The organism is candidate division Zixibacteria bacterium HGW-Zixibacteria-1 (assembly GCA_002838945.1).
Classification (GTDB): Bacteria; Zixibacteria; MSB-5A5; order GN15; family PGXB01; genus PGXB01.
On the sequence record PGXB01000001.1, the window covers coordinates 161,671 to 176,892 of the forward strand.

Annotated in this window: 12 protein-coding genes; all 12 read left to right on the forward strand. The window is 51.4% G+C overall.

The window, feature by feature from the left end:
* The first annotated feature begins 109 nt into the window (after positions 1–109).
* Positions 110–1,285: a hypothetical protein gene (locus CVT49_00640; GenBank protein PKK85081.1), complete on the forward strand. Its 1,176-nt coding sequence runs from the start codon at positions 110–112 to the stop codon at positions 1,283–1,285.
* Positions 1,285–2,352, forward strand: a complete 1,068-nt coding sequence (locus CVT49_00645; protein PKK85082.1) for a hypothetical protein — start codon at positions 1,285–1,287, stop codon at positions 2,350–2,352. The genes CVT49_00640 and CVT49_00645 overlap by 1 nt, the downstream gene beginning before the upstream one ends.
* A gap of 116 nt (positions 2,353–2,468) precedes the next feature.
* Positions 2,469–3,905 (forward strand): hypothetical protein, encoded by a 1,437-nt coding sequence (locus CVT49_00650; protein ID PKK85083.1) that lies wholly within the window; start codon positions 2,469–2,471, stop codon positions 3,903–3,905.
* A 16-nt stretch (positions 3,906–3,921) separates the two neighbouring features.
* Positions 3,922–6,000, forward strand: coding sequence for a hypothetical protein (locus CVT49_00655; protein ID PKK85084.1), 2,079 nt, complete (start codon positions 3,922–3,924; stop codon positions 5,998–6,000).
* 22 nt (positions 6,001–6,022) lie between these two features.
* On the forward strand, positions 6,023–6,589 hold the full coding sequence (locus CVT49_00660) for a hypothetical protein (GenBank protein PKK85085.1): 567 nt from the start codon (positions 6,023–6,025) through the stop codon (positions 6,587–6,589).
* Between the two features lies 1 nt (position 6,590).
* On the forward strand, positions 6,591–7,661 hold the full coding sequence (locus CVT49_00665) for a hypothetical protein (protein ID PKK85086.1): 1,071 nt from the start codon (positions 6,591–6,593) through the stop codon (positions 7,659–7,661).
* Between the two features lie 39 nt (positions 7,662–7,700).
* Positions 7,701–9,353 carry a hypothetical protein gene (locus tag CVT49_00670; GenBank protein ID PKK85087.1) on the forward strand — a complete coding sequence of 551 codons (1,653 nt, stop codon included), beginning with the start codon at positions 7,701–7,703 and terminating at the stop codon, positions 9,351–9,353.
* 68 nt (positions 9,354–9,421) lie between these two features.
* Positions 9,422–10,057: a hypothetical protein gene (locus tag CVT49_00675; protein PKK85088.1), complete on the forward strand. Its 636-nt coding sequence runs from the start codon at positions 9,422–9,424 to the stop codon at positions 10,055–10,057.
* Positions 10,058–10,137: 80 nt separating this feature from the next.
* Positions 10,138–11,349 (forward strand): hypothetical protein, encoded by a 1,212-nt coding sequence (locus CVT49_00680; GenBank protein ID PKK85089.1) that lies wholly within the window; start codon positions 10,138–10,140, stop codon positions 11,347–11,349.
* Entirely contained in the window at positions 11,346–12,566 is a 1,221-nt protein-coding gene (locus CVT49_00685; GenBank protein ID PKK85090.1) for a hypothetical protein, read from the forward strand. The genes CVT49_00680 and CVT49_00685 overlap by 4 nt, the downstream gene beginning before the upstream one ends.
* Positions 12,567–12,903: 337 nt before the next feature.
* On the forward strand, positions 12,904–14,169 hold the full coding sequence (locus tag CVT49_00690; GenBank protein PKK85091.1) for a hypothetical protein: 1,266 nt from the start codon (positions 12,904–12,906) through the stop codon (positions 14,167–14,169).
* Positions 14,170–15,222, forward strand: a complete 1,053-nt coding sequence (locus tag CVT49_00695) for a hypothetical protein (protein ID PKK85092.1) — start codon at positions 14,170–14,172, stop codon at positions 15,220–15,222.

A 15,222-nucleotide genomic window follows, 5' to 3' on the forward strand; every position in this document is an offset into this window, starting at 1 on the left:
ACATATTAGGGCAATTTACTCGCCGTTAAGTTAGACCATGAAAGATTGTGAAAATATTCACAGGGCTACTGCGCCGAATAATGTCTGTCAGGAAGGCAGGACTAAATTGATGAACCGCATAATGATAACAGCTACTGTCTGGCTGCTGGGCCTGTTTTCTCCGATTTCTATTATGGCGCAGTCCGAAACATCGCTCTCGGTGCCGGCTCAGTTTGTGCGATTTCTGACCGTTCCCGGGACCGAAAATCACCTTTTACGGCCGGGGCGAATTCTAATCGAAGCCAATACAAATGAGATATATGTCGCCGATCCGGGCAACAGCCGGGTGACAATTTTCGACTCCAAGGGTATCTTCTTATATGAATTTTCCACGGTCGATCAATGCGGGGCGCCGACCGATTTGGCCGTCGATTCCCAGGGGTATATATATGTTTTGGGCACGACGCTGGAAGGGCCAAAGATATTCATTTATGATTTTGATGGAAAATTTATCAAGGTTTTCAATCCGGCGCTGTCTGACGGGCAAAAAATTAATACAGGCAGTCTCGCCATCAGTGATAGAGACAAACTATATGTACTGGATCTTTCCGGGCCGCGCCTTCTCGGTTTTGACTTCAATGGTAACCTCGAGTCGGAAATAAAGATTGAAAACGAGATGGATGAAACGCTGCGGGAAGAGCTCTTTTTCGGTTCGCTTTCCATAAAGAATGAGGTGATTTACCTGCCGGCCGCTTCGCAGGGTGAAATTCTCCGTTTTAATATCAGCGGCGAGAAGCTGCCGTCCATGGGTTATAAAGGAAGCGGTGTCGGCGAGCTGGGATTTCCCGTATCGGTTAGTGTTTCCGATGACGGTATCATTGCAGTTCTCAATAAGCACCGTTACAATGTCGTTTGTTTCACCGAATCCGGCCGGTTTTTGGGAGAATTCGGCGGCAAGGGAATGCGCGCCGGATGGTTTTATCATCCCACCTGGCTGGCGATCGGTCCGGAAAACGAAATTTATATCGGCCAAACTTACAATAATATGGTCCAGGTCTGTCGGCTGCCGCAATTTATTGTGGACCGACATTTACAGATACACAGCAATAATTCAAACCGCGAGGTTGATCCACAAATGGCAACCGGCGGCCAAAAGATTCATTTGGAACCGGATCCTGAACTCTCAAACGGAACAGCGATGGAACCTGGAACACAACAACACTTATTTTTTTCATCACATTCTGTACACCGGCAGGATCTAGACCTGCCCGGAATCAACTCTAATGCGCTTAAGGAGGTTCACTAATGCGCAGAATGTTTCTACTTGTAGCAGCCATCTGCTTCGTTTTCGGCGGAAGTGCTTATGCCTTCCACGATGCCGGCGTCGCATACTGTGCCGGCTGCCACACTATGCACAACAGTAAGGACGGCGCGCTGGTCGATCCCGACAGCCCGAACGGCAATGACTGGCTGTTGAAAGACGCGACACCCAGTGATGTCTGTCTTTCATGCCATGCCACCAGCCGCGGCGCTGTCTTCACGGCCGACCCGCTGGCCCCGCCGACCACCAAGGGCGGCGGCAACTTTGTTTTCCTTCTGGAAGACAACCTTAACGACGGCCACGGCGGCGCTACCAATCCTATCAATGGTGATGCCGCAGGTCACAATCTCAACGCTCCGTCCAAAGGCGTTGCCGGCGACGGAACCCTGCTGTCCTCACCGGGCGGCGCTTTCCCGTCATCCGAACTGGGTTGCTCCAGCTGCCATGATCCGCACGGAAATACCAATTTCCGTTTGCTCTATGGCGCCGGTTCCATCCAGGACGGCCTGTTCACCTTTACCAATGCCGCTCCTGATGCCGAAGGTCTGTCCACCGGTTCTTCCGGCGGCGTCGAGTCCAATTCGAATCATACCGCTTACCACAGCGGCATGAGCGCCTGGTGCGGAAACTGCCACGGTGATTTCCACAATGTCGGCAGCACCATGAAGCACCCGACCGATCATACTCTCGGCGCTACCATTGCGACCAATTACAACCTTTACAATGGCACCGAAGACATCACTGGTGGTGCTGCGGCGACCGCTTACCTGGCGGACGTTCCGTTCGAAGATGCGGCCACGACGACCACATCGACTGCCGGTCCTTCTTCCACCAGTAAGGTCATGTGCTTGAGCTGCCATCGCGCGCACGCTTCGTCGGCTCCGAATGCCGGCCGTTGGGAATTTGCCGTCACTCTTCTCGAAGAGGATGGTGTGGAATCAGGTTCCTATGCGATTCCTGATCCCTACAACAGCCCCAACCAGCGCTCGCTGTGCAACAAGTGTCACGTCAAAGACGTCAATGACGAAATCGTTACTGTTGTTGTTCCGTAAGGTGCGACACGCTTACGACGGAATCATTGATTTATTCTTTTCGTCTGTTTTATTCGCGCGACGCCCGAGTCTTACACTCGGGCGTTTCGTGCGAGAAAAAGGGGTCTGGATTAAGAATGCGGTTCATTAAAAAAACATCGACAGCAGGGTTTGCCTGGTCGTTTATTGCATTTCTGCTGATCGGCGCCCCTTTTCTTATCTTGCAGCTATCCGCTTTTTCACAAACATCCGGCGTTTCTGACGACTCCCAGATTGTTGTTTATATCGAGACGGGAGAATCATTTCCCGACCGGGTGGAAACAGAACTGGCCTCACTTCGATTGTCCGGCAATCAGGGCATGGTCGAGCTGCCGGTGAGACATGCCTCACTGAACATCCCGGTCGGCTCCGGCCAACAGGTGCTCCTGTCGGAAGCCGCGATACCGCCGGGCCACTATAATTCTCTTATCTTTGCATTTAAGAAAGTTAAAGTTATGATCAAAGGCGGGATGGTGGAGCTGCCCGATCCGCCCGAAAGCGTTACTGTCGCTATCGATGTGCATATTGTCAGAGAAACGGCGGAAACCATCTTTCTTCAATGGTCGCCGGAATTGCATGTCAATGATGACGAACAAGTGGTTTTTAGCCCGCGTTTCAAGCTGCTGCCGAATGACATTCCACCTTCAGGGGGCTTGATTTTTGTCGCCAATGAAGGTTCGGATAATCTGACGGTTATAGACCGGTTCAACTACCGCATTGTCGATGTCATCAGAACCGGTACTGCCCCGCGCGGAATGGCTTATTCGCGTCTCAATCGTCAATTGTATGTGGCCAATTCGGAAGACAACAGCGTCGTTGTCATCGACTTGAACACACGCCAGACGTTGCGGACGGTTTTGCTCCGGTACGGCGACGAGCCGGGCCGTATGGCCCTGTCGCCTGATGAGCAGCAATTGTATGTAGTCAACCATGGTTCCAACACGATGTCGGTCTATGATACCCAATCCTTCCAGGAAATGGATCGAGTGACTCTGGGAACTGCGCCGGCGGCGATAGTCTCCGACCGGCTCAGCGGCAATGTTTATATCAGCAACCTGCGTTCGGAGGATGTCTCGGTTTACCAGCCGATCGAGCAAGCGGTCGCGACAACGCTGGCCGTGGGCGGATCGCCGTCCGAAATTGCCCTTGATGATCGTGACAGGGTTTTGTACCTGGCTTTCGACAGACAAAGAAAAATATCTTTTATCGACCTGCGCACCGGAAACAATCTGGGGACGCTTAATATTTGCTCCCCGGCGGTCGGCCTGGCCTATCATCGCGGCTCGCGTCAACTCTACACAGCGATGGCCGACTGTTCCGAAATCGCCATAATAAAACCGGAAAACGGGCTCAAGCTCGGGCAGATTCTCGTTCCCGGCCGCCCCGGGTTGATTACGCTCGATCCGGAAAACAGGTTCTTGCTGGTCGTCATGCCGGAGGAGAACAAATTGGTGGTAATCAATGTTGTCAGCAGGGAAGTGATGGCACAAATCGAGGTCGGGGAGCGGCCGTATATGGCAATAGTTCCGGAGTGATAAAGTTTTGAAATATATGAAGCACCATACAATAATGATATCGTTTTTCCTGCTGATAATCTTGGCGGCAGGGCGGCCGGCTCAGGCTCTTATCTCCGATAATCTCCGCGGAAATCTTCAGATTACGGGGGTCAGTTCGGAATCGGAAGCACAAACCACCAAGTCGCTCAATCAGGAATATTCGATCAACTGGACGAAATATTTTACACCATATATTTTAACCAGGGCCTCGCTTCGTTATCATAATCTCGGGATCGATCAGAGCCAGTCGGCCAATGTCTGGCGCTATGATTACCAGCCGGCCGGTGAACTGGTCTGGAAACATCCCTATTTTACCCTTGGCGGAATAATCCGGCGGCAGGAAACCACGAGCAGCAATGAGACCACCAATTTGATACGCAACAGTTCCGGCCTAACCTTTACGACCAATTCGGTGAAATATCCGATGCTGGAGGTGCGTTATGACTGGAACCACACTTATAATGACAAGAATCGGATCGAGCGCGACACCCGGGAGCGCCGCCTGCAAACCGGTCTTAATTACAATTTTAAGCGACAGAGTTTCTATTACAACCTGGTTCGCAGGGATAATGCGAATGCCGGCAGCAACCTCGATATCACCGAGACCCAGCATCTATTCCGCTGGAACCAATCATCATACTGGCTCGATAATCGGCTGCGTTTCAGTTCCGGATATGACTTCAACTATCGTTCCCAGAAAACCGAAAACCTCGGCGGCGACAAACTGCTCGAAAGCCTGCCTTTCTCGCGCGCCCTATATGGCATTGATCCCACGCCCGACCTGAGTGAGCTCGACAGTGTCAGCACCCTGGCCGACGGCAACATCACCGATCCGGCTCAGCCGACGATTGCTATCGGCGAGGGCCTGCTGGATCGAAATATGGGTTTCGATTTTGCCATCGAGCGTGAGGTCAGCGCCATCTATATATATACCGACCGCCCATCAGGCGCACAGTTGAGCTGGCGGATTTATGTTTCCGACGACAATCTAATCTGGAACCCGGTTACTTCCGCGGTCTTTGCCGAATTCAATACCAGTTTTAACCGGTATGAAATATTTTTCCCGCCTCAGACCACCCGATACATCAAGGCGGTCAATTCCGGATTGAACGACGTCATAAGTGTCTATGTGACAGAAATTCAACCACTTATTGAAAAGCAGAATGTTGTAAAGGATAGCAAGAGTTCGTCATCGCACCTGGTCGATCTGGCGGCTAATTATGCCTTTTCGCGGATTTTCGAGACCTCGGCCGACCTGACTCTCCGCCGTGAACCGGGCGGCGGTTTCGGCAACAGCCGGGATGAAATATTTTATTCTTTGACCGGCCGGCATCGGCCGAGCTCAGCGATTTCGCAACTGGTTCGTTACCAGTCCGGGTATGAGAATCTCACGGATGGCGGCACCCGCAACGACAGCCGCTCCCTGTCATACAGCCTCCTGATGTCGCCGCTGCCGACTCTCTCGTTTTCCTTTGCCGCCCTGACAAGAACCGATTATATTGATAAAATAAAGACCAGGGAGACCAATAACCTGTTTTTTCAGACCAGTGGAAATCTCCTGGCCGGGCTGGATCTGTCGCTTGAGGCAGGCTACAATCGCAATAATCAATTTGACTCGAGGACGGCCTACGACAGCTGGACCTACAGGTTGTCGGCCGATGCGAAAGTGCATCGCACCCTGGATGCGATATTTAATGTGTTGTATCAATCGACCAACAGCTTGTCGGACGAAACGACGCGGATCAGGCGGCAATACAGCGCCGATCTGAATTATCGCCTGACCAGGACGATTTTAATGCGGGGATCGCTCACATACGACGATGAAGAAAACCTTGATTATTTTTACCAGGAATATAACTTAAGCTGGAATCTCACACCCCGTATCACAATTGGAGCTTTGGCGACGTTAAATGACGGCGATAGTGGTGTGAGAAGCGAACGGGCCAATATGCGGATAAATTATAAAATCAGTAATGGTAGTCTGCTGTTTTTCAGTTACACGAGGAATGAATTCGCTCTGGCTGACAGAACCCGGACGACGTCGTTGCAGATCGGTTTGAAATCCGGATTTTGACAATGAATGGAAGGTGCATAAAATGATAAGAACGGGATTGCTTCTGGCGGCAATAATTATTTTAATCGGGGGCTGCGGGGGCATGTCGCCATCGGTTTTTATCCATGATGAATACAATTTCCAGTATCTGGAAAGAGTGGCCGTGGTTCCTTTCGACAACCTGTCATCGGATCAGGGGGCGGGCGCCAGGGCATCAAGAATATTCATTTCGGAATTGCTGTCGGAAAGGGCGTTCGATGTCGTCGAACCGGGGGAAGTCACCAAGGCACTGGAGAAGTATGCCACCGTGCGCACCAGCCAGTTGACAAAAGAACAGATCATCAATATCGGCAAGGAACTTAAAGTGCAGGGAATCATCCTTGGCAATGTCACCGAAGTTTCGACATTCAGAAGCGGCGCCTCGACGACCAACACGGTTACGATGGTGGTAAGCATGGTCGAAACCGAGACCGGCATGACGGTCTGGTCGGCCACGAATACCTCCGGTAAGAAGGGCTTTTTCTCGTCCCTGTTCGGAACCGGGGATAAATCCGAAAGCGAAGCCATGCGCGATTGCGTCAAGGGAACCTTGAAAACACTGATAAAGTAGAATGAAAATTATTCGGCTTAAATATATTATTGCACTGCTAATCATTACGTTTATCGGTGTCATGCCGTGCGCCCAAAGCAGCCCCGAAAGCGATCAGGAGGCTGCCAAGACCACGCGGAAATACACGATTGCGATTCTTCCCTTTGTCAATTTCTCGGGTGAGACCCGGGGTGAAGAGGTCCTGATGCCCCTGATTCAGAGCCGGGTCGCCGGGAGCGATTTGATTGTCGTTGATTCTTCCCAATTGCGCCAGACTCTCCGCAAGCACCGCATCCGCTCATCCGGCGCCATCAATACATCCGACGCCTCTATAATAGCGGATGAGCTGGGCATTGACTTTTTATTGCTCGGATCAATCGATGTCTTCATCGAAAATGACCTTCCCGAAACCGGGTTTTCCGCCAGGTGTCTGGATGTAAAAAATATGAAAATATTCTGGGCCGTATCCGAAGCGGCCGGCGGCAATGATTTCACCGGGTTGCTGGGAATCGGACAAATCCGGGAGATCGACAAACTGGCGGAAAAGCTGGTCGGCGGCGCCTTCAAAAACTTCGAAAAAAGTATCAATGCTTATATTCGGAAAAATGAGACGGGCAAATCCTCGCCGACATTTGCTCTCGTTCCTTTCGATAACCTGTCGGCCCAAAAATTCGCCGGAGATGTAATCTCGACGATTCTATTGACCGAACTTGTTGACCGGGGAATGAGTGTAATAGAACCGGGGACGGTGGGTGAACTGTTTCGGTCGCACAATCGGGCGCTGCGCGGCGAAATCGACTTCGATATGATAACCGAATTGCGAAGCGGGCTGAACGCCGATTATGTTATTACCGGCAGCGTCAATCTTTTCAAAGCGGGACCGGGGGGAGTCGAAGGCTCCGGACCCGAAGTGGAGTTTGGCGGACGATGCCTGGATTCCGAGGATGGGCGAATTATCGGGGCCTATGAATATTCACGGCGCGGTACCAATTCCGCCGCGCTGCTTCGCCCCGGATCGACCAATTCGCTGGGGGAACTGTCACGGGACGCGGTCGAGGATTTTGTCAAAAAAGTGAAAAAAGATATTAAGTAATATATTGGTGTGTGATAAAAGGGGAAAAGGTTTTTTAAAATGAAATATTATCTGACTGCAATAATCGGACTTGTAATACTTCTGGGAGCAGCGGACATATTATCAGCGGGTGAAAAGGATCCAGGTGATCAATCTTACCTGGCGGTCGTAAACGATGACACCATTTATGTCGCGGCCATGGATCAGATATTTATGAATCTGCATTCCAAATTGGACAAAGAGCGCAAGGAAAATTTCGATTACCGCAAATTGTTGAATAAAATGATTAATGACCGCCTGATAATTCAGGAGGCGACGGCGCTGGGGCTGGATCAGGATGACCGGCTGCTTGACAAGCTCGGGCAAAGCCGGAAAAACAATGCCATGCGTCTCTATGCCCGGGAACAATTCAAAGCGGCCCCTGAGATAAGCGACAAGGATGTGCTCGATTATTTCAATAAGTATTATGCGAAACTTCAGTTGCGGACAATATCGGTTCAGGACTCCGCCCTGGCGCGGACATTTATCGCCGCCATCAAGGGCGGTGCACCGATGGACAGCATCGCCGAAGCATCATCGATGGATATGTATCGCTATAAAGGCGGCCTGCACAATCTAAAATACTATGCGGACGTCGAGAGAGAACTGCGGGATCAGGCCGATAAATTGAAACCCGGCGGCATTTCGGCACCGTTCAGGTATCGGCAGGTGTATGCTTTCCTCCGCGTGGAAAAGACCATGCCCGCCGACACATCGGAGCTGGCGACGTATGCCAAAAAAATCAGGTCGGTTCTTGAGCAACAAGTGCGCGGAGCGAAATGGACAGAATTTATCGACGGACTTGAAAAGCGTTATCCATTCCGGACCGATTCAGCCGTAATTGCCCGAATCAAAGCCGATAGTGCAAAATTGTACACTCCGGATTTTACCGATGGCTCAGGTGATCCGATTTTTGTCGGAAGCGGTCAATATTCTTACTCCGAGGCCGAGGTTCGCACGGGAGTCTCGCGCCTTGCGATGGAACGAGGCGACCTGCCCTTCGACTCTCTGTTGCAAATAGGCTTGATTTCGGCCAAGGATGAATTTGTCCTGACCATGGCGTCATCAGAGGACGGCTACCTGGAACGCCCCGAAGTGGTTTCTCAATATATCAACAGCCTTGACAGTTCATTGATTGAAACCTACATTAAAGAGACGGTTGTTTCGCAAATAACGTTCAATCATGCCGAATTCGACGCCTATTACAATGAACATCTTGATGATTTCCGCGAACCGGATGAGATTGAACTGGGACGACTGGATATTCCCGATGAAAAAACGGCCGCCGAGATCGAGAAAAGATTGAAAGATGGGGCCGATTATGATTTTATTGCGCGGGAATACGGACGCACCGCCGATGTCGTGGAGGAAAAGACGCAATGGATTTCGCTCCAGGTACTTCCCGATCAGGTCAAAAGCGAACTGGAACTTCTTAAAATCGGCGAATCGAGCCGGGTTTTTCCGACATCCGAGGGATTGATGATCTTTCATGTCAGCGGCAGGAGGCCCGGACGGGTAAAAGAGATGAGTGAAGTGGAAATGAAAATTCGGGAAATCATGTTCCAGAGAAAATTCGATGAATTGCTCGACAAGGCTCTTACCTTGATAAAGGCGGGGTCCGAGATCGAATACAATGAGCCGGCCATAGGCAAATATTTCGGTGAGGGGTCATGAGGTTATATTTTTTGCACGATGTAAATAATAATTACACGGATATTTTCCTGAAAAGGGTAATTTAGGATATGAGAATCAGGAGCTTACTTTCATCGCTGACATTGACGGCGTTTCTGCTGGCAGGATTGTTGATACAATTTTCGCCGCAGGATGCCGCCGCTCAGGTGAAAAAAGGCAAGCGTTTTTCCAGCAAGGGGAACTGTCTCGAATGTCATAAGGAGGCCGACTTCGCAGGCGGTACCAAGCATAAACCTTTTGCGGAGAACAAGTGTCTTTCCTGCCATAAGCCGCATGGAATTGTCGGTGTCTTAAGGTTGAAGGACGATATCAAAACGATATGTCTTGAATGTCACGACCAAACAGCTCTGGGACTGGACAGGAAGATTCTGCACAAACCGGTGGCGGACGGTGATTGCACGGTCTGCCACAATCCGCATGCCGGTGAAGGCAAGGGAATTCTCAAGGAAGCGTCGCCGCAGCTCTGCTACGGCTGTCATGACCAGTCCGACTTCGAGCGCGTTCACAAACACAAGCCCCTCGAAAAAGGCTGTTTCTCATGCCACGAAATTCACGGCAGTGATCATAAGGGTCTGCTGGTCAAGGATGAAAAGGATTTATGCCGCGACTGCCATGATACCAGGGCGGCCGGTTTTGCCAAAGCTCATGCCACACCACTCATACCTCCGATCAGCCCGGCCTGCTGACCACCTCGATACACGGCCCGGTACAGGGAGGCGCGTGCGAAAGCTGCCACAATCCGCCCGGCGGCCCGGACCAGTTCGGCGTGACTACCGCCGGTTCGGAGATGTGTCTCCTATGTCATGATGAACCGGAAAAAGGAACGCATGATCCGGTTGCCGACGGCGAGTGCCTGACCTGCCATAACCCGCACGGTTCGAAATATAAGGCCCTGCTGGCCGAGGCGCCGATAAAACTATGTCTTAAGTGTCATGATGACGTGCAGGATGAACTGGTCATGAGCTCCAACCATAAACCGGCCCGCCAGGATTGCACCCTGTGTCATTCCGCGCACGGCAAGGTTGCCGATAAATTGATCAGCAAGGATATCAATACCCTCTGCGGTGACTGCCATCAGGATGTGAAGGAATCGGCTTCGCTTGAATATACGCACTATCCTTTTGTCGATGGAAGCTGCCTTGACTGCCACACCCCGCACGGTTCGACCTTCGAGAAGTTGACGAAAAGCAACCGCCTTGATCTTTGCGGTGAATGTCATGATGATATCGACAAATGGGTCGTCATGAAAAGTCCGCATGTTCCGGTCAGAGCCGGGCAGTGCAATGTCTGTCATGAGCCGCATGCGTCGTCGCAGGCGGCCCTGCTGAAAGGAACGCGCAGCGATTTATGCCTTGGCTGCCATGAAAGCCTGGTTAAGGAGGGCGAAGGATTCGCCCTGCATCCGCCTTTCGAGGAAAAAGAATGTGACCTTTGCCACCAGCCGCACGGCTCCGATATAAAGGGTCTGCTGTCGGCCGATCAGAATAAAATCTGCGGCGAATGTCATGACGATGTTGTCACTCCGCCCGAAGGCACTCACAGCAACCATAAACCGGTTGAAAATGGTTCCTGCACTAGCTGCCACCAGCCGCACATGTCGAAGATCAACGGACTTCTGCTGGATAAACCGGAACAATTGTGCCTGTCCTGCCACGCCGATATTCTTAAGCATGCCGAAGGCGGCATGGTGCACGCACCGGCTGAAGACGGTGAATGTCTGGGATGCCACCAGCCGCATCATAGTCAATTCGTATCGCTTCTGACCGAGGATGTACCGGCCCAGTGCCTGAACTGCCATGACGGCGATGATTCCGAATTCAAATCCAAACATTTGAGCCTCAGCGGCAGCCAGATCGATTGCCGGAAGTGCCATAATCCGCATGTTTCCAATGAAGGCGTCCTCATGAATGCCCATTCACACGACCCCTTCGGCAGCGGCGACTGCTATGCCTGCCATCAGCAGGAGGACAAGCGATGAGAACAACATCATTTATCATACTATCGGCGATACTTTGTTTTATGGCGCCATCCATGGCCTCGGTCGTGAAGGTCGATGAGCCGGCGGTTTGCCTGATGTGTCATTCCGAGATCGAGGAGTTGATGACGCAGAAGCACCGCCACACTGCTTTCGAAGGCGGCAAATGCTCCGATTGTCACAACCCGCATGCCTCGAAACATGCCGCCCTGCTGAATGATGACACCAGGGACCTTTGTCTGGAGTGCCATGACGATATAAAATCGCAGCTTCAGATGACGACGGTTCATAATCCGGCCATGCAGGGGGAATGTCTTGCATGCCACGACCCTCATGCTTCGGCTCTGCCCGATCAATTGAAGGAGAAGGGCTCCAAGCTCTGCCTGCGGTGTCATGAAAACGTCGAGACCTGGCTGCAGCGGTCATATGTGCATCAACCGGTCGCCGACAACTGTCAAAACTGTCATTCTCCGCATGCCTCGAATTCCGGCAAGCTGCTGACACAGGACATTCCGAAACTCTGCTTCGGCTGCCATAAACAGGACGCCGCTTTCAGTACCGCCCATAAGGGGTATAATCTGAGCGATGCCAATTGTGTTACCTGTCATGATCCTCATTCGGCGACACAGCCCAACCTGCTGATGGCCAATCAACATTCACCGTTCAGCGGCGGCAAGTGCAGTACCTGCCATGCCACCCAGGGCGCAACATCCTCGTTCGAACTGGTGTCCGATGTTAAGACGTTATGTCTCAAATGTCATCGGGGTCTCAAGGATCAGACCGCGCTGACTTATCATCACAATCTGGATGACGAGCGCTCCTGCCTGAATTGCCACAACCCGCATGCTTCACCGACCCAGTCTATGCTGGCGGCGGACCAGAAGGTCCTGTGCATGCGCTGCCATTTCAACGGTGAAAAATATGCCGGCAAGGACAAGAACAAGTATATTACTCATAAGGGAATAGACTGTACCAACTGCCACACCCCGCACGGATCGAACAATGAAAGATACCTGGCCGGGGATGGGATCAAGACATGCGACGGCTGTCACGGCGATGCACACAGAAGCTCGCACCCTGTCGGCGAGGATGTCATCGATCAGCGAACCGGCAAGCCGGTTATCTGTCGGAGCTGCCACTGGCTCCACGGCGCCGATTTTGAGCCGTATCTGCCGCTGAATCCCAAGGGAGACCTTTGCATCCAGTGCCACCGGAAATAAGCTAACGGGAATAAAACACTAACCGGCTAATATGAGTTAATTCATATATTAGCCGGTTTTTTTATTGCTTCGTATTTTGTTTAAATATTGCAGAAATAGACCGTTTCTCTTATCTTAAAAACAGGGGGCAGGACGATCTGGAGAAATATGAATAAATCTCTTACGTCAAACTCCTGCATAATCTTATATCAAATAAACGGGGGTCAAAACAGGCCATTTTGCCGACAAAAATAAATCCTGAATAAAAAATCTAACTTTTATGTCAAAAAAACACGATAATAAGAGTATGAATTCACAACCAAGACTACTATCGTCTTATTTCTCCTGTCTTTATCGTATGACTGACAGACACTTATCCAATCCCAACTCGCATCGTTTCATTCTAATTGCCATTTTCCTGATTCTGGGAATGGCTTCGATGTTTTTCCGCCCATTATATGCGGCCGAATTGAATGGAAGCCTTTCCAGCGAGATGTATTTCTGGGAAGCGGGCGACAGCTCGCATATCCGCCCTTATGAAAGTATCCGGGCCGATTTAATCGCCTGGAGGCCCGAGCCGTATCGACAGTTGTCGTTTCATACGTACCTTCGCTGGACAACCGATCTGTCCGACAAATTTGCGACCGATCCTCAGACATATATATATGATTCATATCTCCGGCTGGCCGGGTATCCTTCCGGATCGAATATTTATCTCGGACGGCAATTTGTTTATTCGGCGGCGGGGAGCGCTTTTATCGACGGTCTTCGATTCAAATATAATGTATCCCGTGCATTCAAATTTGACATGTACGGCGGTAGTAACGTATCCGGAACCGAGCCGGAAAAAGTGCAGTCATTGTCGGATAATGCGGTTGCCGGGATGCGCCTGTCATATATTTTGGGTCGCTCGAACGTTTTTGGCCTGAACTGGATGATGCGGCGTTCCGACGGTTCAATAGCGTATCATCGCGTCGGCTTCGATCTGAACAGCGGCGGCCGGGCCTGGAATATGTATAATCGTGTTTCATATAATGCGGCCAATCTACGACTTGCCGAGTTCCTGTCCCGAGTTTCATGGACCCGATCCAAATGGTATATTTCGGGGGAATTCAACTGGCGTGAACCGTCGGTCCCCGGCAATACCTTATTCACCCTGGTCGAATTTAATCGCTACAAACAGATCAGGCTGGAATTGAATCGTGCCTTATGGCAGCATTTGCGGCTTGTGACCAGGTTCAATTATGATTTCTTCACGGAAGAAGATTCCTGGAATGCCAGTCTCGGCCTGAACGGCGGCATCTGGTCGTTATCATGGCGGCACAAGACGGGCTACGGCGGTGACAATGACGGACTGGTCGGCTTCACCAATATTCGGCTTTACCCGACTCTGGAACTTTACGCCAGCGCCAATTTCAGCCGGTATCGCGTTCAGGATATGCAGGAGGAACTCAGCGATTCATATATGACGACTTTGGGAATTCAGAAAAATTTCGGTAAAAGCACAACCGTCAGGGCGGAGGGGCAGTACCTTCGCAATGCCGTTAGAAACGATGACACCCGTTTCTATTTCAGGTTTGTCAAAGGATTTTCTTTTGCTTCGCATGGAGAGGATGGAGAGTAGATGAAACATTGGAAAATCATCATAGTTATGATTGTATCGGTCCTGTCTCTTGCCTGGCTGGCATGGGGTTATCCATCGACGCAACTGACCGTTCCTCCCGGCGATATCAAGTTTGCCCATGCCAATCACACCGACCTGGAATGTCTCACCTGCCATGCCGGAGCCGAAACGAGTGTGTCCCCACAGGATAAACTGTATCCGGCGATGGAAGTATGCGGGGATTGTCATGACATCGAAGAGGTCGATGGATGCGGCACCTGCCATCGCAGTATTGATGACCCTCAGGCCTTGCCCAATCCTGACCGACCGATTGAATTCAACCATAAGAAGCATTTCGAGCAAAAGATAAAATGTACTCATTGCCATGACGGCATTGCCGAAAGCAGGGAGTCGAGCACCACCTACATGCCGACCATGCCGCTGTGCATGACGTGTCACGACGGCATCAAAGCCGACAACAGTTGCGCCCTGTGTCACGGGCAGAGAATCACGCTGCTGGATATTCACCCGCAGGACTGGCGGCATCAGCATGGCGATAGAGCCACGAGCGATCCCGAATTTTGCGGCGGATGCCACCGCAGTGAAAGATTTTGTGCCGAATGTCACCGCGAAGATAATCTCGAGGGGAACATTCACGACCTTAATTATGAATATACGCACGGGCTCGATGCCGGCAGCAAGGAAAAGGACTGCGCCCGCTGTCATGACAGAAAACTTTTCTGCAATGCCTGCCATGAGAGACAAAACCGCATCCCGCTGGAACACTCGACCTTGAACTGGCTGTCGGAACACGGCCTGGCGGCGCGCAATGATATCGAGAACTGCGCTTCCTGCCACGACTCGAGTGATCCGACCTGCGCCAGGGGCGGTTGTCATCGTGATATCGACGGCATCAGGGGCACCGATCCGCGCATCCATACGGGGAATATGGCTTTTCTTCAAAGTAAAGGTCTCTGGCACGGGGATGACGGTTATTTCTGTTTTCAGTGCCACACCAGCACCCGGGCGACCGGTGGGGGCTTCTGCAGTTACTGCCATGAATCCGGAGATTAA